Source organism: Synechococcus sp. Cruz-7E5 (genome assembly GCF_024345995.1).
In the GTDB taxonomy this organism is placed as follows: domain Bacteria; phylum Cyanobacteriota; class Cyanobacteriia; order PCC-6307; family Cyanobiaceae; genus Regnicoccus_A.
In genome coordinates, this window is record NZ_JAGQCE010000010.1 from 1 (window position 1) to 25,624 (window position 25,624).

Annotated in this window: 22 protein-coding genes; 7 read left to right on the top strand and 15 right to left on the bottom strand. The window is 62.0% G+C overall.

Going from position 1 to position 25,624, the window contains the following annotated elements; all coding sequences use genetic code 11:
• Positions 1–2 precede the first annotated feature (2 nt).
• From KBY77_RS11310 to KBY77_RS16800, 6 genes are all read right to left on the bottom strand, one after another.
• The gene (locus KBY77_RS11310) at positions 3–1,436 is read right to left on the bottom strand and encodes an alpha-amylase family glycosyl hydrolase (RefSeq protein WP_255104423.1); all 1,434 of its coding nucleotides are present in this window, start codon (positions 1,434–1,436) and stop codon (positions 3–5) included.
• Between the two features lie 207 nt (positions 1,437–1,643).
• Positions 1,644–2,483: an HAD family hydrolase gene (locus tag KBY77_RS11315; RefSeq protein WP_255104425.1), complete on the bottom strand. Its 840-nt coding sequence runs from the start codon at positions 2,481–2,483 to the stop codon at positions 1,644–1,646.
• Positions 2,484–2,557: 74 nt separating this feature from the next.
• Positions 2,558–4,696, bottom strand: coding sequence for an HAD-IIB family hydrolase (locus KBY77_RS11320; protein WP_255104427.1), 2,139 nt, complete (start codon positions 4,694–4,696; stop codon positions 2,558–2,560).
• 348 nt (positions 4,697–5,044) lie between these two features.
• Entirely contained in the window at positions 5,045–5,512 is a 468-nt protein-coding gene (locus KBY77_RS11325; RefSeq protein WP_255104429.1) for a peptidoglycan-binding protein, read from the bottom strand.
• A gap of 471 nt (positions 5,513–5,983) precedes the next feature.
• Positions 5,984–6,820 (bottom strand): restriction endonuclease, encoded by an 837-nt coding sequence (locus KBY77_RS11330; protein ID WP_255104432.1) that lies wholly within the window; start codon positions 6,818–6,820, stop codon positions 5,984–5,986.
• Positions 6,821–7,717: 897 nt separating this feature from the next.
• A complete protein-coding gene (locus KBY77_RS16800; RefSeq protein ID WP_399212734.1) occupies positions 7,718–7,825 on the bottom strand; it encodes a hypothetical protein in 108 nt (35 codons plus the stop codon).
• Between KBY77_RS16800 and KBY77_RS16805 the strand changes: the two genes are divergently transcribed.
• Entirely contained in the window at positions 7,826–7,957 is a 132-nt protein-coding gene (locus KBY77_RS16805) for a hypothetical protein (RefSeq protein ID WP_399212736.1), read from the top strand.
• 95 nt (positions 7,958–8,052) lie between these two features.
• Here the strand turns inward: KBY77_RS16805 and KBY77_RS11340 are convergent, their stop codons facing one another.
• On the bottom strand, positions 8,053–8,295 hold the full coding sequence (locus tag KBY77_RS11340; RefSeq protein ID WP_255104434.1) for a phage integrase N-terminal SAM-like domain-containing protein: 243 nt from the start codon (positions 8,293–8,295) through the stop codon (positions 8,053–8,055).
• 92 nt (positions 8,296–8,387) lie between these two features.
• On the opposite strand from KBY77_RS11340, the gene KBY77_RS11345 reads away from it, so the two are divergent.
• The 6 genes from KBY77_RS11345 to KBY77_RS11370 all read left to right on the top strand — a co-directional run bounded on the left by KBY77_RS11345 (position 8,388) and on the right by KBY77_RS11370 (position 13,504).
• Complete coding sequence (locus KBY77_RS11345; RefSeq protein ID WP_255104436.1) at positions 8,388–9,692, top strand: diacylglycerol kinase family protein; 1,305 nt, start codon at positions 8,388–8,390, stop codon at positions 9,690–9,692.
• A complete protein-coding gene (locus KBY77_RS11350) occupies positions 9,689–11,266 on the top strand; it encodes a metallophosphoesterase (protein ID WP_255104438.1) in 1,578 nt (525 codons plus the stop codon). The genes KBY77_RS11345 and KBY77_RS11350 overlap by 4 nt, the downstream gene beginning before the upstream one ends.
• A 74-nt stretch (positions 11,267–11,340) precedes the next feature.
• Complete coding sequence (gene moaB, locus KBY77_RS11355; protein WP_255104447.1) at positions 11,341–11,889, top strand: molybdenum cofactor biosynthesis protein B; 549 nt, start codon at positions 11,341–11,343, stop codon at positions 11,887–11,889.
• A gap of 3 nt (positions 11,890–11,892) precedes the next feature.
• Entirely contained in the window at positions 11,893–12,648 is a 756-nt protein-coding gene (locus tag KBY77_RS11360; RefSeq protein WP_255104450.1) for a sulfite exporter TauE/SafE family protein, read from the top strand.
• Positions 12,649–12,742: 94 nt separating this feature from the next.
• Positions 12,743–12,901 carry an MOSC N-terminal beta barrel domain-containing protein gene (locus KBY77_RS11365; RefSeq protein WP_255104452.1) on the top strand — a complete coding sequence of 53 codons (159 nt, stop codon included), beginning with the start codon at positions 12,743–12,745 and terminating at the stop codon, positions 12,899–12,901.
• Positions 12,902–12,916: 15 nt separating this feature from the next.
• A complete protein-coding gene (locus tag KBY77_RS11370) occupies positions 12,917–13,504 on the top strand; it encodes an MOSC domain-containing protein (protein WP_255104462.1) in 588 nt (195 codons plus the stop codon).
• A 24-nt stretch (positions 13,505–13,528) separates the two neighbouring features.
• Here the strand turns inward: KBY77_RS11370 and KBY77_RS11375 are convergent, their stop codons facing one another.
• From KBY77_RS11375 to KBY77_RS11410, 8 genes are all read right to left on the bottom strand, one after another.
• Positions 13,529–15,463, bottom strand: a complete 1,935-nt coding sequence (locus KBY77_RS11375; RefSeq protein WP_255104464.1) for a hypothetical protein — start codon at positions 15,461–15,463, stop codon at positions 13,529–13,531.
• 3 nt (positions 15,464–15,466) lie between these two features.
• Positions 15,467–18,796: an adenylate/guanylate cyclase domain-containing protein gene (locus KBY77_RS11380; protein ID WP_255104466.1), complete on the bottom strand. Its 3,330-nt coding sequence runs from the start codon at positions 18,794–18,796 to the stop codon at positions 15,467–15,469.
• A 146-nt stretch (positions 18,797–18,942) separates the two neighbouring features.
• Entirely contained in the window at positions 18,943–19,161 is a 219-nt protein-coding gene (locus KBY77_RS11385) for a hypothetical protein (protein ID WP_255104468.1), read from the bottom strand.
• A 50-nt stretch (positions 19,162–19,211) separates the two neighbouring features.
• Positions 19,212–19,877: a hypothetical protein gene (locus KBY77_RS11390; RefSeq protein ID WP_255104470.1), complete on the bottom strand. Its 666-nt coding sequence runs from the start codon at positions 19,875–19,877 to the stop codon at positions 19,212–19,214.
• A gap of 132 nt (positions 19,878–20,009) precedes the next feature.
• Positions 20,010–20,669 (bottom strand): EF-hand domain-containing protein, encoded by a 660-nt coding sequence (locus KBY77_RS11395; protein WP_255104472.1) that lies wholly within the window; start codon positions 20,667–20,669, stop codon positions 20,010–20,012.
• Between the two features lie 130 nt (positions 20,670–20,799).
• Complete coding sequence (locus KBY77_RS16640; protein ID WP_255104474.1) at positions 20,800–22,047, bottom strand: cytochrome P450; 1,248 nt, start codon at positions 22,045–22,047, stop codon at positions 20,800–20,802.
• Positions 22,048–22,575: 528 nt separating this feature from the next.
• Positions 22,576–23,616, bottom strand: a complete 1,041-nt coding sequence (locus KBY77_RS11405; RefSeq protein ID WP_255104476.1) for a hypothetical protein — start codon at positions 23,614–23,616, stop codon at positions 22,576–22,578.
• Positions 23,617–24,334: 718 nt separating this feature from the next.
• Positions 24,335–25,624 (bottom strand): MFS transporter, encoded by a 1,290-nt coding sequence (locus KBY77_RS11410; protein ID WP_255104477.1) that lies wholly within the window; start codon positions 25,622–25,624, stop codon positions 24,335–24,337.

Sequence of the window (25,624 nt, forward strand, 5' to 3'; positions counted from 1 at the left end):
AGTTAGCTGGATAATCGCCCCGCCTTGAAGTTATGGATGTCAGTTATCTGGCAAATCTGCACGTGCAGAGGACGAGACTGTGTGTTCTCAAGGCTGCTTCGATAATCGCAATATTTCGAGGTTCCCTCAATACCCCTGGCAGTGTCATCATAGTTTCCGCTGAAATAGTCAATCAGAAACTTTCGATGGGAGTGAGGCTCATAGCCAGCTGCGGAGATATCTTTGTCATCAAAACCAAAACCGATGTCGTCATGGCAGCGCACATAGGTCAACCAGGTCGCGCGATCCAGTTTGCTGGGCAGGCTCTTGATGCCTTCCCGCAACAACTTGGTATTGCGGGTAGCGATCCCATCCCAGAGCAACGCCATCAAGGTTGCATTGTAGGCAATCTCACATTCCTTTGCCACAATCGCATCTTCGCCAAAATATTTCGCCATCTCCCCTGGAGCAACAATGGCTTCGGCGATGAACAGGACTCCTGGTGCCGTGACCTGGCAACAGTCCTTGAGCAGCTGCAGAATCAAGTGAGCTTTCCGCTCGTTCTGACAGCTTGATCCCATCTTTTTCCAGAGAAAGGCAACTGCATCGAGCCGAAGCACGTCCACACCCTGGTTGGCCCAGAACAGTACAATCGAGAGAATCTCAATAAAGACCTCCGGATTGCGATAGTTCAGGTCCCACTGGTAATCGTGAAACACGGTCATGACCCAGCGCTTCATCTGCTCGTTCCAGGTGAAGTTGCCTGGGTCAGTCTCCGGGAACACCCAGGGCATACCCTGCTCGAACACATCCGGAACTATACGGTCTTCAAAGGTGAGGTAGTAGTTCTGAAAACGCAGATCACCATCCTTGGCCTTTAATGCCCACTCATGCTCGTCAGATGTGTGGTTGAGAACAATATCTAGAACCAGGAGAATGCCATTCTTCCTGAACTGCTCAGAGATGCGCTGGAGATCATTGAGATCGCCAACACGGCTATCGATTTCCCGAAAGCTGCTGATGGCATAGCCACCATCACTTTTGCCAGCCGGGCACTTCAGAATAGGCATGATATGAACCATATTTATGCCAAGCTCATTGAAGTAGGCGATCTTGGTAGCCAGATCCGCCAGATCGTTGGCAAATCCGTTGGTGTACAGCGCCATGCCTACCCACTTCTGAGAGAGGAACCAGTTGTGGTCCTGCTCGCGGCTCATGTCAATCCGCTCAGACTGCTCCGATCGATTGATGTAGCCCTCAGCCATAGCTTCCACCAACCGCACCATCTGTGCCTGAAAATCAGATCGCTCTCCATACAGCGCCGAGAAAAGCGAATGGATTGCGTAGAAGTTAGCACCCAGTCGTGTATAGAAATAGCGGAGATTCTGGCGCTTGATTTCTGGCTTCAGTTCATCCAGAATCGAGTTCAGCAGGGAATGGGAGATCTGCTCGTACATCAGGATCAGGTCGTGAGTAAAGGGTGGAAGAAGATTGGGAAGTGATTGCCGGGAGCCTGTCGGAAGTGACGTGTCAGGAGAAGCACGAAGAGCTCACACTTCAGGAGTTCGGCTGCTGGCTTGCTGAGCTGAACGATCAGAGGTCAATCAACAATGTCGACCAGGCAGCAGCCCTGCGAAAACTCAGCCCGAGCCCAACGATTGGCACTACGTGATCCAGGCCATGGTGTCGGGATGAAAGTGCACAAGACCTTCAAGAATTCCGGCGCTGTAATTACCATTCATCGCCAGAAAGTCTCCCTGGGCCAAATATAGCTGGCAGCTTGTGCCCCGCTGCCTGGAGGCTTCGTGGGCCTGTTTGAGCACATCAGGATGGGCATTGGCCACAAGAACAGAGGGAACGGAACTCACCAGAATCGGGAGATCATTACCGCTGTCTCCAGCGAAAACCGTGCTGTTGCTCCCCAATCCCAGCTGCTGCATCAGGAACTCCACAGCGTGCAACTTGGTAGCCCGTTCAGGCAGGATATCAAGCAAGCCCATCTGAGCCTGTTCATCAAAACTGTAGATCCAGCTGGAGAGAGCATGCAGCTCCTTGAGGCGAGCCTCCATCACCTGACGCAGGCTGACCAGATCAACACCCAGGGGCAGAAAGTAACTGAGCTTGTACTTGCTCTGGCGATCCTGTCCCTGCAGGATGGGGCCCTCAATTGAGGTGAAGGCCTCCAAGATGTCCCGACTGGTCAGCCCTGGCCAGTCAGAGGCAATCTCCATTTGCCAGGCCGTCGACTCCAGCCATCCCCCTGGGAGCTGCCAGTGATACATCCGGCTGCCGACATCACTGATCACCCAATCGGGCCTGGGAATCCCGTACTGCTCGATCGCCTGCTCCACCAGCGTCAGATCTCGACCTGAGACATAGGCCAGGGTCAACTCAGGCCGGGCCACGACCGCCGCAAAGCGATCGCGGGCTACCGGCGACTCCGGGGCCTCTCCATTAGGGAGAAGGGTGCGATCCAGATCTGTGCAAAGCAACAGTCGCGTCATGGCTGAGGGGATGATTTGGTCCATTCAAGCTCTGTGAATCAGGACCCGATCAGTCCTGATTCAAATAATGGTGATCAGAAGAAGCCGTAATGCCTGATCGCTTCAAGGATGCCCCAGGCATGGGCTCCATTGGCGAAATATACCTGCTCATTCTCACTTAGATTGGAGAGTTCTTCCTGGTGCCGATTAGCAACCACCACCCCCAGGGTATTACCACGGAGCATGTCTGCGTCTCCACCAGATCCACCGGTGACCAGGGTTCGCTCCAGCGGGATGTTGTACTGATTGGCGACATAGCGCAACGCCTGACCCTTGGAGGCCCGGGCAGGAACAACATCAAGGTATTGCCCGAAGGAGAGAGTGGCATTGACTGAAAGCTCCTGCTTACGCAACAGAGCATGAATGTCGTCGAGAGAGGGCGCCAACTCGGAGTCGTAGTAGTACGACACCTTGAAGCGACTCTGTTCAGTCTTGGGCTGGGGGGACAGCCCCGGAAGCGACTCCAGCACCCGGCGTAGAACCTGGGGGGTCCAGGAGTGATCAATGTGATGGCTCCAGGCAATATCCGCAAACAACTCAGAGGTGTAATAGATCTCCGTTCCCAGACTGGTGATCAGCACATCGGGGGCGGGGATATTGTTGCGCTTGAGGATGGTCAGAACGGCATCAAGCCGCCGGCCTGTAGCGATCCCGAACAGAAATTGACGGCGATGGGCGCGAACTACCTTGGCGAACTGGTCAAGAGCCTCAGCATCACCCATCAAGGTGTTGTCGATGGCCGTGAACAGAGCCCGATTCCTGTAACTGCTGAACTGATGGGTCGCTGGTGGCTGGGCCAGCGGCTTCGGCTTCGACACCACCGGCTGGAGCATGGCCAGATAAGCCTTGGCGTGTGCTTCCCATGAATAAAAGCGGGCGATGTTTCTCAGCCCATTGCCGGAAAATTCATCCCAGCGCCTGGGCTTATCCAGGATGGAGAGGATGGCTTCAGCGATGGCCTCCCGGTTCAGTGGGTCCACCAGCAAGCCATTGCGGCAATTGCCGATGATGTCAACCGGTCCACCATTCTCAGTGGCCACCAGCGGCAGTCCGCTGGCGGCGGCCTCGAGCAGGGTGAGACCGAATGGTTCAGTCAGGGCTGGATTGACGAACACCCCCCTGGAGGCCGCTGCGAGACGATAGATCTCGGGTACCTCCTCAGCACTGTGGTGCTTAGGCAGAGCCACATGCCCATACAGCTCGAAGTAATCGATCACGAAGAGCAGTTCTGTCAATACCAACTGGGCGCCATCATTAAGCTCACGGATGTCGTCACGATTCCCAGCCACAATCACCAGATTCGCCAACTCCTGCAAACGACGGCTCTGGCCATAGGCCTCCAGTAACGAGACAATGTTCTTGCGTTCATCTGGCCGCGAGAGTGCCAAAATCATCGGCTTATTCGGATTGCGCAGGAACTGGCTGAGGATGCACTGAAACGAGGTGACAGCTGAAGACTGATCCTGGCTAGGCGGATGAAACTGCTGGAGGTCAGTACCCGGCGGTATCACTGCCATCTTCTCAGGTGTGTAGTAGTCGTAGAGCTCGTATTGGCTTTCAATTTCGTTGCGCGTACTGGTGATCACCAAATCAGCGCAACTGAGCGTTTCTTCCTCAGCGCTGATCCGAGCCTGCATGTGATAGCGCTGCTCGATCTGATCGATGCCCATACCAACGGCGAGCAAGCGCCGATATTTGTCGCGACCGAGGGAGTGGCCCGTATGAATCAGTGGCAAACCTGTGAGATTAGAGAGCCGCACGCCCACGTAGCCTGCATCGGCATAATGGGTGTGAACCACATCCGGCATCCTGGGCTGCTCCGCCAACCATGTGGAGAGGTGGTCAGCAAAGCTGTCCATGTGGGGCCAGAGCTGCTCCTTGGGCAGATAGTCGTTCGGGCCTGCCTTGACCCTGACAATCTGAAGGTTCTCAGCCAGCTTTTCAATCGGAACAGCATAGTCGGGGCTGACACGATCATCTACAATCAGGCGTGTTACCAGATCCACCCGCTCGACACCTTCCTGGATAGCAAGGGCCTTGGCCAGTTCCACCACGTATTTCGTTTGACCGCCCGTGTCGGCATCACGGCCGAGCTCGAGATTCTTGCCTCGAATCAATCCATGCACACTAATGAGCAGGACGTAGAGCCGACTGGGGTTGGCCGCATCAACCATAATCGTCTAGCAGAAAAGTGATTCAATAACTCACAGCAACTAGCCTGGCATGACAGAAAGTGAATAGCCGTGCACGTCAGGCGATCTAAACGCTGACACAGAAAAGCACTCAGAAGTGAATCCTCTAAAGCAAAATATGCATAAACGAAGGGGCGCATCTCATTTTCATTAGCTCGCCAATAACTTGATAATACACATCGCCAGGCATTTGGTCAAGTGATTATTGCAACTGCAGGACTATCTTGCAGGACAACAAAGCCTGATGGTCGTCCACCAGAGAGGAGCCTCAGTCGCAGTCAGGCTGGGGACAGCCCAGATCCGACAGCTGGCTCGACGGGTGGAGACGGTTCAATCGGCGATGCTCGCTCCCCAGGTGAGGGGGCCGAGCACCCCCTCCTGATTGGAGACCGGCACGCCGGAGCTCTGGCTACGAATCACAGCCGCCTTCGTGCGTGGGCCGAAGATGCCCTCCTCCGGACCGGCGTCGAAACCCTGGCGATTCAGGCCCTGCTGGAGCCGAAGCACATCGCGCCCCTGATCACCCTGGCGCAGAAATTCGCCAGGCAGCCGGGGCCAGGTGGGAGGGCCGGAAGGCTTGGGCGCCAGTGTCCCCCAGGTGTGAGCACCCACGACACCATCCACGGTGATCCCTCGATTGGCCTGAAAGTCGCGGACGGCCTGCTCGGTCTTCGGGCCGAAATCGCCATCAAAGCCACCCAGTACAGCGACGGACACTGGGCTACGAAAGTGCAGAAGGTATTGCAGATCGACAACTTCGGGGCCCTGAGAGCCTCTGCGCAGAACGGTGATGGCCATGGCTCTCCGGCGGATCACCTGATCGTATGCAGGGTTGAGACAAGAGACCGTGAAGGAGCATGAAGCCATGCTCGAAGGATGAGAGGCCTTGTTCTGCGTAAGCAGCTGGCCAGTCTGAAGTGGGTCTGCCTGTCATGTCGTCACAGCCGATGGCATCGCAACGCTCATCGAGCTTTGGTCAATACAATTTCAGCAACCATGCTCAGGGCCTGCCCGCAGGCAATCCAAGCCCGAGGGATTCGATCAGAATTTACGCCACCTGGGCACTGACCACGACTGCATGGCCGGATGTGAGCCGGCTAAGATTATGGCGGAATGTGCAGGAGATTATCCCTGAATAATCCATAGATCTTAGCTAAGATCTGTCTTTTGCCATAGACCTTTAGTGCTTGACATCATCTAGTCGCAAGGTGAAAATGGGATGCACAGGGCTCATACGACGGCGGCTCAGGTGAATGGCGATGCTAGAAGTCATACCTTAAACTTTTCAAAGTAAGCAGGATCTACATCATAAACAGTTCGCTTGACTACACCCAGCTCAACCCTCTGGAACATCTCAACCAATTTGTCACCGTCGACAAGTTCGACTTGAGGTGCACCCTCCCTGCTCGCTTCCTGGATGGCCGCATTGCTAAACCCTGATGTAGTGAGGATGATTCCTTTTTCAGCGCGACCAAGCATGGTATTTCTGAAATCACCGACTTGAGAGCGAGATACAAGGTTGCCTTTGGCGTAGCGCTTGCATTGAAAGAGGACTCTAAAGCTCACGAATGGGTTGATCTCAAGTGTTCCATAGCCATCGATCCCTCCATCAGCAGAGCCACCTGTGACTTCAACGTTCTCAAAGCCTGACTCTCTGAGAAGCTCTCTGCAGACTTTCTCAAACCCTGTAGGACTGATGGACCTCAGGGTACTCAAAAGATCGAGCTTCTGATCTTCTTCTGGATCATCTGAGATGGCACCAGTCGGGAGCACTTCCTCTTCAGTTTCTTGCGCACCTCGTTTCTGCTTTCGATTCTCGGCGTGAATGGAAACCCACTTCAGGAATATGTCTCGTGCTTCCTTGTCACCAAGATGTGCATTACGCCCCTTCTCTGTCAGTGTCCAGGTTCCATGCTTGGATGAATCCAGGAGCCCTTCCCACACTAAATACTGCCTTGCCCAAGCAACCTGATTATGAAACTTACTTCCACCTGACTTGAGTGTCTGATCAAGCAATTCATCAGGCAGGTTGAGGTTCTTTGAGATGCGTGCAGACACTTCTCTTGGCCGACCTGAATCGCCAAGATCCCGAAGGGCATCAAGCAAGGGGCCGAACTACCGAATGAACTCAGCTTGGGCTTTCTTGGCCATTAATAACGGGATTCCTCATGAGTGTAGCTGCCGTTAGCTCAGCCTCCTCCCTTGTACTTCTAACGGCAAGATCACCTGAACGCAAGAATCTCAGGTAGAAATCAAAGCTCCATAGGAGGCGTGCCAGGTGTATCTTGATGTTATACGGCACTTGATTTCTCGCCTGAATCGACCATGGGATAAGTCCCGCATGTGTGAGTCACCCTTCTTATCGCGGCCGGTGCTGAGTGCCCAAGCCTGCGGTAATGAACACTGCTGTTGCCTCGTGCTCCACGTCAGCCGTGTGCCAGATGCCAGGTGCATTGACTGCGTACTGGCCAGGGCCCAAAGTTACGGCCGAACGGGCACCATCAGGATCCTCTTGGTGGAGAATCATTGATCCGGACGTGCATAGAACGACTTCGCTTCCATGCGGGTGCATTTCCCACATGGCCCACGACACGTTGAATTTGTGCATGCTTACGAGACGCCCCTCAGCGCCATCCCCTGCATGCCGAGAAATGTAGTCCTCGTACCAATCCATTGCGCCTGTGAAAAATGGTTCAACCTCGGCAGTTGCGCCAAGACCCAGATGCAGTGGATAAGCAGTCATGTCGCGTACGCCCATGGGAAATACCCCGAGTCATCATGGCAAGAAATTTATCAGACGAAATCATAGATAGTTGTATGGGATCCGTATAACTTGTCATTGGTCGGTTCTGAGAACCAGCCCCGCTCACGCCGTTGCTTCTGTGAACCCAGGCCATCAAATGGATGCGAATCCTTTAAAAACCTGAAGCAGCCTAGGTCCTCCTGATCCATAAGGAGAACCCGCATGTGGTTCTCTGATCAGAGAACCACATGTTCGATCTGCTACACAAAGTCTACGGGGCCGTTCACGCGCAGGGGTCCACGGTTTAACACATGGGTGAAGATCATGGCGTTGCTCACATCCTGATGGCCCAGCAATTCCTGGATCATATGGATATCCTTGCCACGCTCCAGCAGGTGCGTGGCAAGGGATGGATCGATGTGGTGCCTGCCATCGGTTCGATCCTTCCGATCTCAGCAGCGGCGAACCTGCGGAACTACCCATTGCCAAGCCCACTCTGAAGCTGCGGTGGCCTCAGCTGCCTGGATTGACAGTCCACATCCTCAATCCGGAGCCGCAACGCATCCATCAACTGCAAGCCACTGCCGTACAGCAACTACGCCAAAGCTTCTCCACACCATCGAGGCGATCGAGCGCCGCCCAGCACCTTCCTGCATAGAAACAACGATGCCGCCAGCGCCTGGTTCTGCGTGTAGGCACTCACCTGACCCAGCGTGGCCAGATGCGTCAGAAATGCATTGAGCTCCTGCGCGACGCCCAGCAGCACGTTGCACCTGGGAGCGAAGTGGGTCGGATCGAACTGCCAGCAGGTGCCGCAGTCGATGCCGCTGGCATCCACTCGGATGGAAGGGCTCAGGCGACTTCCCCGGCCTGGTGGACCATCCACGCCAGCGCTCGTCTAACTTGCGCGCCGCCGTAGCGTGGGTTGCGATGGCCCACTCCCTGGTGTTGCTGGCGAGCGCGTCGCGCGTGGAGGAGCTGCTCCACTGGCTGGATCGGCATGGCCGATCCCTGGCCGGCTTTCCCCTGCTCGCCACCGCCGAACTCGCCCGCCGCCTGCGTGAGGTTGTCCCAGCTGGCGATCATCCGCTCGACGAGCTCCCCGCCCTGGCTGATGGGGGCGACATCATGGCCGCCGCGCGTGTGCTAGCCGGCGAGGTGGTGGCGGTGATCGCTTTCGCTGACCCCTGCGACCCGCCGGGCTCCGCCCCCGATACGGCGCTGTTGCTCCGCGCCTGCGACCTGGCCGCAGTGCCCCTGGCGCTCAACGCGGCCAGCGCCGACCTGGCCCTGCGCGGTCTGGCCCATGGACGCATGGCCTATCTCCTCTTCAATCCGGTGGCCGGCCAGGGGGATCCCAATGCTGAGCTGGCACTGATCCGCTCGATTCTCGAGCCGCAGCTGCTGGTCACCGTGCTGCTCACCCGCCCTGATCTCGATCCGGCCGAGCAGACGCGCGAACTCGTCGACATCCTGCAGGCTCGGCCAGCCGGCGATCCCGGCGACGTGATGATCGTGGCCTGCGGCGGCGACGGCACCGTTTCGGCCGTGGCGGGAGCAGTTGCTGGCACAGGGATTGTTCTCGGTGTGATCCCCCGCGGCACCGCCAACGCCTTCGCGGCGGCGCTCGACATACCCACCGACCTGCTCGGTGCCTGCTACACCATCCTGGCTGGCCATACCCATGTGGTGGACGCCGCGCGCTGCAACGACGTGCCGATGATCCTGCTGGCCGGCCTCGGCTTTGAGGCCGGAATGGTGGATCGCGCCACCCGAGAGCTCAAGACCATGCTGGGTCCCATCGCCTACGTGCTCGCCGGCGCCCAGCAGCTCGTGACCCAGCAGCCCTTCCAGGCCCGCATCGAGATCGACGGGGCCCTCACCGTGGTGCAGGCCGCCGCCATCACCGTGGCAAATGTGGCGCCCGCCACCTCCGTGCTCGCCCAGGGCTTCGGCCAGGTGATCCCCGACGACGGTCTGCTGGAGGTCACCATTGCCTCCCCCACCACTCGCCTCCAGGGCTTCAACGCCCTGGCCTCCCTGCTCGCCTCCGCCGTGGTGCAGTCGCCCACCACCCATCCCGACCTGCTCTGCCTGCGCGCTCGACAGATCACGATCACCACCGATCCACCCCAGAAGCTGGTGATCGATGGAGAAATGCTGGAGGCCGATCCCGTCACCTTCACCTGCCTGCCAGGTGCCCTCACGGTGTTCGCCCCGCTGCCGCTTCCGTGAATCTCGCCTCCGAGGCGGGCATCGCCACCAAGATCCGCCGCATGGCGGCGCGGGTGCGCTGGGGCCATCCCGAATTCGCAAGCAAGGGCATCGATCCCTGCCGCCTGGCGATCGAGGGGGATCCGGGCACTCCCGAGGCCTTCTCCTTTCTCGTACTCGGTGACAGCGGCACCGGGCGCCACCGCCGCAGCAGCCCCCAACGCCAGGTGGCTGAGCTGCTGCTCAGCCATGGGGCCGATGCCCGCTTCCTGCTCCACACCGGCGACGTCGTCTACCTGACGGGCTCCAGCGAGCAGTACCGCGACAACTTCATCCGCCCCTACCGCGAGTGGCTCGTGGGGGGCGATACCTGGCGCCGTCTCCGCTACGACCAGCTCGTTTTCAAGGTGCCCTTCCTGCCGGTGCTCGGCAACCACGACTACTACGACCTCCCCCTGCCGCTCAGCCTGCTCGCCGGCCTCACGGCGCCGCTGCGCCGGCTGCTGCGTTCCTGGATCGACCTCGACGTGGGCTGGCATGGCTCCTTCGTGGGTCAGGCCTGGTCGCGCGCCTTCCTCGACATGCTCGATGCCGTGCCGGAGGCTCGCCTCAGTGCCCATCTCCTACGCACCCGCAGCGCCGTGGTCGACGGGGCCCGCTGCCTGCTCTACCGCCCGGGTGCCTTCACTCGTCTGCCCAACCGCTACTACGCCATGCGCTGGGCCGGCATCGATGTGTTCGCGCTCGACTCCAACACCTTCAACCAACCCCTGCCGCCCGATCCTGCCGACCTGGCAGAAGCGACCCGCCGTGACGATGCCCTGAACCACCGCCGCCGCTCCCTCGCAGCCGAGCGCCTGGCCCTGCTGAGCGATCTCGTCCGCGACCCCGGCGACAACGAGGTGGAGGCCCGGGAGGATCGGGCAGCCAAGGCGGAGCAGCTCGACGAGCAGATCCGCGACATCGACAAGCAGCTGGCCAGCGGGCTCCGGGCCCGCACTGGCCAGGCACCGGAGCTCGACGACGCCCAGCTCAACTGGTTCGCCACGGCCCTGATCGACTCCTGGCGAAACCCGGCGGTGCGCGGTCGCCTGCTGGTGCTGCACCATCCACCCTTCGTCACCGAAGCCACCAAGTGGGATCAGGGGCAGACCCTGGCCGTGCGCGCCCAGCTGCGCCGCGTGCTCGATCGCGTAGCCGCCGACCTGGGCGATCGCCCGGCCGGCCGGCCCCTGCTCGATCTGGCCTTCAGCGGCCATGCCCACTGCCTCGAGGTGGTGGAGGTGGCGGACACCGGCCATGGCGATGCCGGCATCCCATGGGTGATCTGCGGCGGCAGCGGTTACAGCCTGCGGCGGCAGCGGCCGGAGGGTGCGGAGCTGCGTGAGGGGCCACCCGGCGCTGATCGCGTCGTGGCCCGCTCCCGCCTGTTCGTGGGCCGCAGCGGCCGCGGCTCCACCCTGCGCCGCGCCTACTCCGCCCTGCGCGTCGACGTGGCGGACGGCACCCCGCTGCGGATCAACCTCACTCCGCTGGTGACCGAAAAGGCCGAAGGGCGCTGGCAGTCGAGCCGGCTGCCGGCGATTCAGCTGTAGGGCCGCAGGGCACCTCCCCGCCGCTGCTGGTGGGAAGGCCGATCACAATGAGCATCCCGCCGCGTTCTCAGGTCTTGAGCCTCGCCATCGCCCTGCTCACGGTCTCCGACCGGCGCAGCGCCGACCCGTCCAGCGGCGATCCCTCCGGGGACGCCCTGCAGGAGCGGCTGGAGACAGCCGGTCACCGGCTGATCGAGCGGCGCCTGGTGCCCGACGACCGCTACGCCATCCGCGCCGTGATCAGCGGCTGGATCGCCGACGCCGCCGTGCAGGTGGTGATCAGCACCGGTGGCACCGGCCTCACCGGCCGCGACGGCAGCCCTGAAGCCGTCGCCCCCCTGCTCGACAAGACGATCGAGGGCTTCGGTGAGCTCTTCCGCGTGCTCTCATTCGAGTCGATCGGCACCAGCACCCTGCAGAGCCGAGCCCTGGCCGGCGTGGCCAACGGCACCGTGATCTTCGTGCTGCCGGGCTCCCTTGATGCCGTCACAACCGCCTGGGACCGCCTGATCCGCGCCCAGCTCGACGCGGGCACCCGCCCCTGCAATCTGGTGCAGCTGCTGCCGCGGCTGGGCGAGTCGCCCGATGGTGCCGTCGTGTCGGCGCCTCCCCCGCACGGTTGATCGGTGCCGATCCTGGCCGATCCGCTCCTGCTCGCCGCCCTGGCCCTGGTGGCGTTGCTCTACGCCAGCGTCGGCCATGCTGGAGCCTCGGGCTACATCGCAGTGCTAGCCCTGGCCGGACTGGATCCGGTGGTGATCAAGCCCACCGCCCTGGTGCTGAACGTGGCGGTGGCGAGCCTGGCCAGCTGGCAGTTCGCCCGCGCCGGCCACCTGCGCTGGCGCACCTTCTGGCCGGTGGGGCTGCTGTCGGTGCCGATGGCCTTCCTGGGCGGTGCCATCGATCTGCCCGTCGTCTGGTTCCAGCGGCTGGTGGGCCTGGTGCTGCTGGCTTCCGCCCTCCGCTTCCTCAGCCAGCCCAGCGATCCCACCTGCCTGCGGGAGCCGCGGCCGGCCGTGCTGCTGCTCAGCGGCGGCGGGCTGGGTCTACTGGCCGGCCTCACCGGCACCGGCGGTGGCATCTTCCTCACGCCGCTGCTACTCCTGCGCAGCTGGTGCACTACACGGCAGGCGGGGGCGGTGTCGGCGCTGTTCATCCTGAGCAACTCCCTGGCCGGTCTCGCCGGGTTGCTGCTCAGCCCGCTGGGGCGGGTGGGTCCAGTGCTGCCGGGCCCGCTGTGGCCCCTGCTGGCGGTCGTTGTGGTGGCCGGCGGCGTGGGAGCCCGGCTCGGCAGCCGCCACCTACCGGTGGCCGCGATCCGCTGGCTGCTGGCCCTGGTGCTCGTGGTGGCCGGTCTGAAGCTGCTGGGTCTGGGCGCCTGAGCGGCCGGCCGGATGGTGTGGGCTGAACGGTGCGGAACGCGACTACCGCCTTGGATGGGGCGTGCAGCACGACGGCCGCGGGCCGGGGGACGGGATGACCGAGCGGATCGTGGGTGAGGTGGAGGCGCTGTGGCGTTACCCGGTCAAGTCGATGCTGGGGGAGAGACTCGAGGGGATGGCCGTCACCGAGCGCGGTGTCTTCGGCGACCGTGCCTACGCCCTCTTGGATCACGCCACCGGCCGGGTGGCGTGATCCAAGAACCCGCTGGTGTGGAAGGCCCTGCTGGGCTTCCGCGCGACGTTCGTGGACCCGCCGCAGCCCGCCGCGACCGCCCTGCTCGGCCGCCCCGTGACCCTGCTCGATCAGGCCCCCGAGCGCACCAGCCTCTATCAGTACTGGCCGGATGTGAAGGAGCGGGACTTCCAGGACGTGGTGAATGAACTGGTGCTTCCCGGTGGCACGTTCTTCGATTCCTGCCCGATCCACGCCATGACCACCGCCACCCTGGAGCGGTTGCGGCAGCTGGAGTCCCAGCTGGATTTCGCGGTGGAGCGCTTCCGCCCCAACCTGCTGATCCGCCCTGCCGATGGCGCCGAGGGCTTCGTGGAGGAGGCCTGGATCGGCCACACCCTCCGGATCGGCGACAGCCTGGTGCTTCGGGTCGACGACGGCTGCCCCCGCTGCGTCGTCACCACCCTGGCCCAGGGCGGCGTGCCGCAGGAGATCAAGATCCTGCGCGCCACCGCCCGCCACAACAAGGTGGTGGCGGGCATCCGGCTCTCGGTGCTCACCCCCGGGCCCGTGGCGCTGGGCGATCCGGTGACGCTGCTGGATCCCGGCTCAGAACAGCGGTGAGCTGCGCCTGAATCGCGCCGGAATTCAGTATTGGATTCCGGCGCCGATGCACTCCTGCTGGGCCTGCCGTTTGTACTCCGCACTGTCCTTCGAGAGACTGGGATCCGGACGTAGTTTCGGGAAGCCGAACTGGGCGATGGCGTCCTGGTGGCGCTGATCGGCGATCTCCAGGTTGGATTGGAAGTCCCTGATCGCCTGGTCCAGCGCCACCTGCTTTGACCTGCCGAGCAGCGGACGATGCTGTCCCTCGATGACGAGGTTGGAATCATCGCTGGAGAACGCGTAGTCGCAATCGTAGAAAAGGGTGGTGTTATGGGGAAGGTAGAAGAGAAGGTCGGCCATCTTGGCGTAGGTGAGATCACCGGGAGTGCCAAGGGGAATCAGTTTTTCAGAATGCGTCACATCCCCTGTCTTCTGCTCAAGCCACGCACCGAAGCGCGCCACGACTCCACCTTCATCTTCCAGAGATTCGCTCAGGTGGTTGAGCAGAGTCCGCACACTCTTCGGCACAACCTCTGTGGTGACGGGCACATCAGGTTGTTCCGGCGGAGCTGTACGCAACACGAAGGGAACGGGGCTGTCGCTCATCATCTTGTGCAGAGTTGCATGATCACTGGTATGCACTATGGCGGCATTCCAGATCAGATAGGCCAGCACCCGTGAGAGCGTGTCTCGGTTGCAGATGGCCTGCCAATCTGGGAAACCAGGCGTGAACTTTCTGCACTCCTCTGCCCAGTGCTGCAACTCCAGCCATTCCAGATCGTCATGGTTGGCCGGGTTGGCCGGTGGGTGAGGGAGCTGGTCCACCACCTGGCGAACGAAATCGAGCACCGGCTTGTAGTAGTCATGCTGGAATTCGCTGTATCGTGAAAGGCCAAGACCAATGAAACTCGGCACTGTGGCATGATCCGGATCGCGGGGATCCGGAATCGTTTCCGGGTCGAGGCTGAAGCGGTAGGGCGGGAAGGAGTCCGTAGCTTCATCCATCCCATAGAATGCTGCACCGGCCCAGGCGAAGGGCAGCAGGCGGCGCACTTCCGCCCCCTTGGCCACGAACGGGCTCCACGGATACCAGGTGTCCCGGTTGATCAGGGAGCGCTGGCCTTCGAGAACCGCGTTGTTGACCGGGAGCGTCAGCCGGAAGTGAGGCATCAGCAGCTTGTGGATGAGATGCCACTTCGGCAACACCGTCTTGCTGATCGCATTGATGGCATCGCTCGGGAAGTGCACTTTCACATGATCGATCAAGTTGATGCGGTGAATCGCACCCTGCAGCACGAAATACCGAGCCAACCACCAGTTCGCATCGGCCGGCCTGAAGATCGGGGCTTCCCGGATCGGCAGGTAGTCGCTGGCGACATCGGCTTTGTGGCTCAGGGCGATCGCGATGGCTTCCCAGGCGTAGCGCTGGCCCGGATCACGGGGCCTGCGAACAAGGGCGATCGAAGGGGCCGCATACTCGCCGGGCCAGGTGTTGCGCACCACGGCCATGCAACTGTAATCTGACTTGAAGTATTCGTAGTTGGCCGTGTCGGTGAGATCACTCGCGAACTGAGCGTCATCCTGCGCATTGAGCGGTTCCAGGAATTTGCTGTAGAGCCCTTCGCAGAGCAGCTCAGCGAACTGATCGTCGTTGATCTCGTCATAGCCCCGCAAGCCGTTTCTCTCGAGGCAGCCGGCGGCGAATTCGGCGGCTTGGATGCCAAACGGGGTCAGTCCGGTATGCAGGGATCCAAGCGCATTGTCTTTATAGTATTGGGCCACGTTCTTATCCCAGTCAGCCATTTCAGCCGCGGGAACATTCGTCACCTCCGGTGCCTGCCCGTAGGGATAATCGAAAGAGGCCTGGGGCCAGGGAGCATCGTTGGCATACAGAAACTCCGCTTCGTCATAGAGCACTTCCAGTTTGCGCAGTGTCTGTGAGTAGAACGAGCTGAATTCTGTGGTGGTGTCGCCCATGATTCATGCGGTCCTGTGGGTGGGTTGGAGGCTGGAACCCCGTTGGTCTACGGGCCTGCCGCAGCCAGTGGGTTCTGCCTGGCCGGCAGGGTTCTTTCGGTTGTCGAACCTTCGCTGCAGATCGGCCAGCAGCGCCCTGGCTTCGCGGAGCGCCTGATCGCCGCTTTCCTCAGGCGGGAATGGAATCAGGGCGGCCTCCAGTGTGTCGAGCGCCTCCCGCCCATGCTGCCTCTGATTCAGTGAATGCGCCAGATTCAGGGACGCTTGCAGTCCCCACCCTGGGGATCCCCGTTCGGCAGCGGAGGCGATGGCCCTGCGGTATTCCGACTCATAGACGGCCGGCTCTGATCCCTGCTTCTTCAGCACCTCTCCGCGCAGTCGATGGAGTTCCGGCTCTGCCCAGCGCTCGCAGCTGGATTTCAGGCGAGCCATGGCTTGATCCAGGCTCTGGTGAGCACCATCCCAATCACCCTGCCCGGCGCGCGCTAATCCAAGAGCGGCTTCCCAATGGGTGAGAAAGCATCGGGCTCCGGTTGCTCGGAAGAATTCGATGGCAGCCTCCAGCGGGTGGGTTGGAAAGTCAGCGTCATCGCGTAGCTGCTGGAGCAGGGCCTCGAGAACCTTGCCGTGCGCCAGAAACACCAGGATCTCCTGCTCCGTGCACAGTTCAAGATCGGCAGCGATGAGCTGGGCGGCACGTTCGAAATCACCGCTGAACAAGGCGTGCCAGCCTGTGAGGGAAAGAACGAAGGAGTGGGTAAAGGGGTGATCGAGTGAATCACTCAGTTCGAGCGCCTGTTCAGCGTGAAGCAGTGCTCTTGACGGACGCCCGAAGATCCAGTGGATCCAGCTCAGGTAGGCCAGTGCCACAGCAGCGGGATCCTGCCCGAACTGATAGCGGTGGGAGGAATGACGTTCCTTGTCATAGCGTCCGACAACGGCTTCAAGGTGACGGGACGCTGTGCTGGTCTCTCCCACGAAGAAGAGGGCGATCCCATTGATCAGGTCTGCTTCGAGCAGAAGATCGTCATTCCCCGAGGTCTCGGCAAGGTTCAGGAAGCGTCGTGCCAGATCCAGGGATTCCTGATGGTTCCCGCTGACCACGTGAAACGTCCACAGCCCAAACAGCGCCACAACCAGATTCGGTGAATCAGGAAGCTGGTTGCACAGTTCCAAGGAGCGTTCACAGAAGTTCTGAACCTCAGAATCGGCATACCCCTTGGCGGCGATCAGGCCAGGGATGGCGCTGACCCGAAGCTCAAGCTCTTGGCCAATCCGTCGATTCTCCTCGGCGATCAAGGGCAGAAGCTCCAGACCGCTCTTCACGTGGGCGATCGTTTCCAGGTGGGCGTTCTGTTGCAGCGCTGCCTGGGCAGCAGCAATGCGGTAGGCGCAGGCTTTCTCGCCGCACTGGGCGGCGGTGAAGTGCTGCGCCAGAATCTCTGGCTGCTGCGAGGCCGTGGCGGGGAACTCGCGTTCCAGCACTTCCGCAATCGCGCGATGCTGCTCAATCCGGACACTCCTGAGGATGGATTCATAGGCGGCATCCCGGAGCAATGCATGCCTGAACGAATAGGTTCTTTCGTTCTCGCTTTCCTGGCTCAGGAGAATCTGGCCTTTCACCAACTGGGTGATCCCTGTACTGAGCACATCGGGATTTCCGGGCCAGATGGCCGCCAGGATCTCGTGGCTCATGTCTCGTCCCAGCATCGAGGCCATCTGAGCCACCGCCTTACCCTGCACCATCCGGTCCAGCCGGGAGAGCAGCGAGTCGTTGAGCGATCCGGGGATCGGCAGCTCTGGACCGAATCCGCTGCGGGCCATCCGTTCCGTCGCCGCCGGCGACCAGGATTCCATGACGGAGCGTGCCATCTCCTCCACGAACAGGGGAATGCCATCGGTCTGCTGGACGATGCGCTCCAGCAGCTCGGGCGGCAGAGCCACCTCCCCGCTGGCGTGACCAGCCACGGCCAGGGCGGCGTCATGGTCGAGCCGATCCAGCGACAGCCGCCGGGATTGCGGGCCGCTCCACTCCGGTGGTCGCTGCTCCGGACGCATGGTCGTAAGCACCATGACCGGTTGACCCTCCAGCGTCGCCGCCAAAGCGTCGAGCAGGTCGAGCGTGGATGGATCCGTCCAGTGCAGATCCTCGATCACGATCAATCGGGGGATGCCCTGCCGGCTCTGGAGCAGGGCCTTCAGCCGTTGCTGCGTCTGTTGGCGCCGGCTTTCCGGTGTCGTCGCCAGGAGCGCTGCGGGGATGCTCGTCTCCAGGTTCAGCAGGAGCGACAGCAATGGCAGCGCCATGTCGTCTGCAGGGAGTGCCTGATCAATCAGGGTGTCAAGGGCTTGGCGGCGCAACCATTCCTTGACGGGGAACAGCGCGCTCTGTGCCTGCAGGGGGGAACACTGAAGGACGCAGCGGTCGTGCCGTCCCTGCTCTGAGCGGAGCCGATCGAGGAAGTCCTGCACCAAACGGGATTTGCCGATCCCGGCCTCACCGATCAGGTGGACGGCCTGCGGTCGGCCGCAACACGCTTCCTGCCAGCAGACCGCCAATGTGGCGGACTCCTTCTCCCGGCCACACAGCGGAGCAACTGCGGAGTCCGTGGCGAGGGCCCGGAACCGGGTCGGGCTCGATCTCGGCTGCAGTGGTCTCCAGTGGCGTATCGGTGCGGAGAATCCCTTCAAGCGGGCTTCACCCAGATCCAGGAGGTTGAACTGGTGGCCGATCAGACGTCGCGTCGAATCGGCGATCACCACCGTGTCCGGTTCTGCGGCGCTCTGAAGGCGTGCGGCCAGATTGGTTGTTTCGCCATAAATTCCATCTTCAATCTGGCCCTTGCCGTCAACCACCACCAGACCTGTGGCAATCCCCACCCGCACATGGACGGGTTCACCCATTCCCGTAGCCAGCGAACAGGCAGCTGTCACGATATCCAGCCCCGCATTCACTGCACGCTCGGCAGCGTCTTCATGGGCGGTGGGATAGCCGAAGTAGATCAGAACGCCATCACCGAGAAAGTTGGCGATATGTCCACCCAGACTTTCGACGACTTCAACACAGAGACTGTAGTAACTTTTGATCAAGTCTCTGAGGTCTTCTGGGTCAAGCGTGGCGGCCAGTTCGGTGGAGCCCACCAGGTCGCAGAAGGCCACCGTCACCTGGCGGCGTTCGCCACGCATCAACCAACCGCAGCTGATGCAGAGATGCTGATCCAGCTTGACCGGATCACCGCAGCCCGGACAGGTGGCAATCGTCAGGATTGTGCCGCACTGACCGCAGAACCGATTGCCGGGGGGATTGTGGGCCTTGCAGCCGGGGCACTTCATGAATGCTGGCGAAGATGGTCTGATCCCTGCCCGGGAATCTGGCCCTGGGATATGGAGCCGGTCCGCACCCTAGTTGGGGTGTCCCTGCTCCATGCCCCCTTGCTTTTGCAATATCCACAAGTCTCCGCCTTTCCCGGTATTGATTGTTACTGGACGGGTGTGTCTGGGGAGAGGCGGAGCGGTTCTCCGGCTCCCGTTGCCGTGGCCAGCGCGATGGCCTGCCCGTCGGCGCCGGCGGCGGGCCGTGAGCCAGGCCACCAGCCTCTCGTAGGAGCGGCGAGCGGGCCAGCTCCGCCTCCAGCCACGTCGATCAGGAAGAAACCCCCAAGCTGCTCCTTGGTGTCGGGGAACGGCCCGTCCTGCACCGTGCCGCTGCCCGTGGCGCAGCCGCACGGTGGTGGCGGCTGTCATGGGTTCAGCCCCGCCGGAACGTGTCCAACTGGCTTTCGTTCCAAGTGATCCCCCCGAGCCAGCGGCCCAGGGCGGCGCCGCCGGCCGATCCGGTGAGCAGCAGCGCCAGCAGGCTGGGCTCGTTCTGCAGACTGAACACGAACAGGCCGCACCCCCGCCAGGGCGGCACGCTGCTCGGGCGGCAGGCCCCCCCAGCCGGGGCAGGGCGGCCCACCAGGGGATGGCGCCGTCCTCTCCCTGCAGGGCCGCCCCGAGCAGGGGAGCAAAAAGCCGCTCCGAGCCCAGCGCCCTCGCCGATGGCCGCCACCAGGGCCGGTGGCAGCTTCCGCAGCGGCGCCAGCAGGATCGAAGCACCGAGGGCGGCGGAAGGGAATTCGGTACCCACGGACAGACTCGCCAGAGCCCGTTCCTGCAGGGGCTGTTCCTGGTTGTCCTGCAGCACCAGGATGCCCGTGATGCCGCGGCCGCGTCCAGCCGCCAACGGTCCCCAGGCCAGCGCCATGAACAGGGCCGTGCCCACCAGGGGCAGGGCCGCCAGCAGGGGCGATCGCGGCGCACCGCCGCCCAGGGGCCAGAGCGCCTGCAGCCAGAACCCCGCTTCCGAGAGCCACTGGTAGTGCCACTCGGCCACGCCGATCAGCAGCCCGGCCAGCCGATCAGATCGGTGCAACGCCGGCCCATGTTTCAGCGGCCTCGAGCGGCTGGCCCACCGAGTCGATGGGGCAGGTTCAGGCTGAGGGAGACCGCACCGAACTGCTGTGGACTGGAGCCAAGGCCCTGCCCAAAGATGTCGCTCATCTCCCTACTCAACTGCCGATCGCTGAAGACATCCCTCAGCCAGGCTCACCCCATCGAAGAGATGGCGGCCAGGCGCCTCCTGGGAGGGATCGAACCAGTACTGCTCCACCAGCGTGAGGAAGGCGTCCCGCGGGAGCAGACCGGGCGGCAGGCCCAGGACGGTGAGCATCCGATCGAGATTGGCGGCGATGCCGCCGGTGGGATGGCCGTAGGCGGCGGCGAAGGCCGCCAGGTCGTCGAGGTCGAGTACGCCGTCACCATCGAGGTCCAGCACATCGAAGAAACCGCCGGCGGAGCGGGCGATGAACCGCCTTGCGCCATTCGGATCGGCCCTGAAGGCGGCGAACACGCGGGTATGGGAGACCACGAACTCTTCCCGATCCACCTGGCCGTCATGGTCGCGGTCCCGGCGCTCATTTTCGTGCTGATAGGTGTCGCGCAGAAGTTGCAGCAGATTCGGGAAAGGGGTTGAACGGCCCTGCCAGCGAGCGTCTATGCGAGCCGCCACCGGCTCGAAGTCGCCGCTCAGGGTGTGACGGCCATCGCCATCGCGGTCGTAGAAGGCAAACAGGCGCAGGTAGCGCTGGATCAGCTGGGCCGGCAGTGGCGCTGCCGGGGCCTGCTGGAGCCTGGCCGGCTCGGGTGGGTCGGAGCCGCTCGCCATCCGTCTGACCAGGGATTCGGCTCACCGTACCGGCCCTGACGGTGGATGCCGCGCAGTTCTGGCGCCTTTCGCCCATGGCTTCAGCGTCCCAACGACTGCGCTCCCATCTGACCGGCTCAGATCCACATGGTCATTGCACCTCCAGGATCAGACGATCGAAGCCGCGGAATCGGTCACCCATGAACCGATGCGAGGCTTGTTCGTGACAGTGGATGGCCTGAAAACGTTGGCGGAAGGCGTCGAGCACTGCCCGTCCCTGCAGGCGGGCGAGCTGGCGTCCGAGGCACTGATGGAGCCCCGGAGCGAAGCTGAGGTGGGGATTGGGATCCCGCTCGATCCGGAACATATGCGGATCGTCGAACACGCGGGGATCACGGTTGGCCGCTCCCACCAGGGCCGTGACCGAATCGCCGGCAGCGATGGTGTGTCCGGCCAGTTCGATCGGCTCGGTGGCGGCACTGGCATTGAGGGCCTGGGCCGGCGGATCCCAGCGCAGCACTTCCTCCAGCGCCGGCCCCACCAGGGAGCCGTCGGCCCGCAGCCGCTCGAAAGCCTCGGGGTGGCGCGCCATCGCGCAGGCCAGCGTGCCCACGAGCAGGCGCAGGGTGAACACACTGGCGCTGTAGAAGTTGCTGGAGATGAACAGCAGCAATTGCTCATCGCTGATGTGCGTGCCATCGCGGGGATCGACCATCAAGCGGCTGAGCAGATCGTCCTGGGGGTTGGCGCGGCGCTGGTGGATCAGGGGGAGGAAGAACTCCCGGTAAACGTCGATGGCTTCATCGCCGCTGGCGGTCGTCTGCTCGGTCTGCGTGAGACCGCGGGAGCGCACGAAGGAGGGGACATGCCTGAGCACCTCCTGTTGCAGATCGGGGGGAACACCGATGAGCTCGCTGGTGACGGCCACCGGCAGCGGATCAGCCAGCAGGGGCACAAGATCGAAGGGTTCGCCCGTGGAGATCGATTCCAGCCTCTCGGCAATGAAGTTCCGCGTGAACATCTCGAGGCTCGGGATGTCGATGGCGCAAAAGGCGTCGATCACATGGTGACGAACCAGCGCATGGGGCTCGCCGTCCATGTAGGGGATGTCGAGCTTCTGGTCGTGGAAGATATGGCCGCTGCCGAAGCGCTCGATCAGCTTGTCGAGATGGCGCTGACGGCTATAGCGCGGATCGTGCATGTGGGCCACGGCCTCAGGGTGGCCAAGGATGATCCACATCTGCGCCCCCTCACACCATTGCAGCGGGCATTCGGCGCTCATGGCCGCATAGATGGGGTAGGGGTCGTGATGGCCCGGCAGACAGGGATTGAGCTGAAACGCTGCGCGGTCGGCGGAGGCCAGGATCATGAGGGCGGCGGCATCAAACACCACAGCCACCCATCTTGGCTGGGAACTGACTGCTCCGCTCGAAGCGTTCGCCTCGTGCGTCCTCTGGCGGGCGCGGTCAGAAGCCTCATTGGCAGGTGGTGATCACAGCCGGGACATCGCGTCGAACTTTCCATACTGAGGTTTGCCTAAAAAGCGCCCTAACTCAGACATCATCAACAAGGCATCTTTGCACATATTTTACCTACGCCGAGGAGCATAAGAGCTATCGTCCACCACTCGGGGAAGGGGCCTAAAGAGCACGCATTCAACGCCTCCATGCAATGACTCGATGAGCAGGCAACCGCTCGATGGATCCAGTCTCCTGGCACCTCCATCCCGCCACTTTCTTCCCTCAGCGGGGATGCAGCACAAGGTCAGGACATCTTCAGGCAGAAGTGCGCCTTCTACCCGGCACTCCTGGGCCCCACTCCTTCAACCGACGAACATGCCCCATCGCTTCAGTGGAGCACTCACGGATCAGGAGGCCTGGGATCTGGCCACATTCATCGATCGCCAGGAGCGTCCTGCGGGCCCACCTCAGTAGGCGCTGGGCCAGAGATCGGGCTGATCGATCATGGGGTGCCGCATCGGCAGAACATGAAACCGGCGGCGGATCTCAAGCAGCGGTTCCGCGGCGATGGCCAGGTGATCCAACTGGCTGAAGTCTCCCTTGCAGGCCGCTCCCCGCACAAGAGACTCCGCGAAGAGCTCCGCCGAGCCGGGAAGATCGAGAGCGCCGCGGCGGCCGTCGACGCCGTGATACGGCTCTCCGCCGCCACCGTAGGGGATGAACTGCAGGTCGGTACCGTGCTTGAACAGACCCACCTCATGGATCAGGAAATTCGTGAGAGAGGCCATCCAGTTGGCATCGCTGTTGTTCAGCGCCAGCTTGAACGCGCCCAGGGCGATTTCCCCTGGGCCTGTGGGTTCATAGCCGGTGATCACATGATTCATGTCATGGCAGACGTAGTAGCCAGGATTCGGCGTGCTGCGACTGGGCACGGTCATGCCGTTGCGTTCATAGAGCTGGGTGAAGGCCCACCCCAGGCTGCCGTAGGGCATCTCGGCCAATCGTTCGATGGCTTCGAAGAAGGAATCGTCGAAGTACTGCTTGCCGCTGCCAGTCTGATGATCCTGATGCTCGGAGAGTTCTGGCATGTAGTTGTCGTACATGCGAACGAACTTGGCGGTTGCCTCCGCTGCAGAGAGATGGGCGAAGTCGCGCACGATCTCGAGTTGCGGTGGATCTATCCGCAGGGCCTCCGCATAGGTTTCCAGACGCTTCAGCTGAGCTTCGCTCTTGGGATGCCGGCAAAGATCCAGGATGATGGCCATCTGAAGGAACAATCGCCGCCAGTCGGAATCCACAAGCTCCCCAGCCAGCCGGTCGGGGGTGAGGGGTTCCATCGTGGCCAGCGTGCTCGTCTCCTGCCCGAGGAGATGGGTGGCCAGGGCCGTGAAGACACGTTGCTGCTCAGCGGTCGGTCCGCCGTTGACCTCCATCAATCCGCACAGCCCACGCGAGATGGCTCTGGCTGCCGTAGGCATGACCGGGAAGGGAATGGTGGCGAGCGTCACGGCAGCGGATCCTTGCGTCACTCAGCGTAGAGATCCAAGCTGAGAATGGCACTGATGCGTCCAGTCAGGGGTCATCGATGGATGACGGAAATCATGATGTTGAATCGCCGCCGGGGCCTTCGCCAAGCGGACATCCTGTGAAAGCCAGGGCTGAATCTGGACATCGTCCTCGCCCACCATCGGCAAGATTCGCGGACATCACGATCGCCACGCTCGGCAGGGCGTCGCGCTTCTCCCATCCGTTGGCACTAGCCATTACGGCACATTCCTCGAATTTAACTCCTTGTTTCTGTGGATTCGCGATCATGCCCTTGTGAGGATTGCCACGCTTGTTGCGACGCAACTGATTGCAGCGGACTTCATCCAGCAGAAGGTGGCCAAAACCTACGTGGGCAATCTAAAAAAATCCACTCACCGTATCGGCCGCAAGTAAATCAATGGGCAAATGCTTTGGGGAACGAGCCTCGTTAGATTATCTCTTTTAAAGGCAAGATGGTCGAGTTTCATGACCATTCGGGAATGGCAGGGAAGCGGCAATCTTCAGGCCAGCTAGGCACAGGGCCGGGGGCTTTCGCTTAAATCGTCCAACCAACATCTCTGATTTCATTTACTCAGACAGAAACCATGGCTGAATTGAGAAAACAAAGTTTCTGGAGAAACGTGGATCACAGCGATATCCAGTGCCATCGGGGGACTTGCTCGACCGGGAGAGGCACGGTCATCGACCCGGGGCAAGGCGGCCGTAAGCGCGCACCAGCAGCGCCAGGATCCCGCCAAGGGCCAACAGGGCAAGGGCCAGGGGCACCTGGGAGCTGACGGATATACCCACAGCCATGGCCACCAGCAGGCCCGTTCCCTCCTGCTGCAGGAAGCCCGTGAGCGCCGTGGCCTGTCCGGCCTGGGCGGGGAAGGCCTGCATCGGCATGGCCAGGCCGATCGGCACCAGCAGGCCCGCCCCCAGGGTGACCACAAGCATCGGCAGCAGCAGGGAGGCGGCATCGAAGCGGCCCGCCAACCCCAGTCCCAGCATCAACCCCGCACCGGCCAGCACGGCGCCAAGCCCGCCCCGCAGCAACCGCTCCTGGCCCAGGCCCATCACCCAGCGGCTCACCACGGCGGCGCCCAGCAGATAGGGGAGGCTCAGGCTGAGGGAGATGGCACCGAACTGAGACGGGCTGAAGCCAAATCCCTTCTCGAAATCAAATGGACTGACCGCGCCGTAGACCACCATCAGTCCGGTGCCGAAGGTGGCAATCAAGGTGGGCACCAGGAAGCGGGAATCACGGGCCAGGCGGCCATAGCCCAGGGCGATCTCGCCCAGGCGCAAGCCTGCTCGCCGCTCCGCCGGGGCCAGGCGGCGGGCTTCCTTGAGCCCACGGGAGAGCAACACTGCCGTGGCTGTCCCCAGGAGCGCCAGCAGCAGGAAATCGACGCGCCACGGGGCCACCCGGGCGATCAATCCGCCCAGGAAGGGCGCCAGGCCGAGGGCAATCGCATAGCTCATGGCCACGAACGACATGGCCCGGGTCAGCAGCCGGTCGCTGAAGACATCGCGCAGGCAGGCCCGTGACACCGAGGTGCCGCAGCCGGCGCCGATGCCCTGGATCAGGCGCATGATCAGGAATGGAGCAAAGCCCGAGACCACCACCAGCAGCAGGCTGGCCAGGCTGAACAGAGCGAGCCCCGTGAGAGCCGTGGGCCGGCGTCCCCAGCGATCGGAGAGCGGGCCCCAGACCAACTGCGAGAAGCCATAGCCCAACGCGTAGGCGGTGATCGACTCCTGACTGCCAGCGGCGCTCACCTGAAAGTCGCGCGCCATCAGCGGCAGCGAGGGCAGATCGATGAACAGCCCCGACTGGCCCAGGAACGTGCCGGCGCAGCCGTAGAGAATCTGGCTTCGGTGCGCTGCGACTGGGGGGATGCCGGATCCTGCGGCTGGGGCTTGATCGTATCGGCGGCAACAAGCCGAAACCCGCGACTGGGCCCTGCGGGTGCCGGGGCGCGCCAT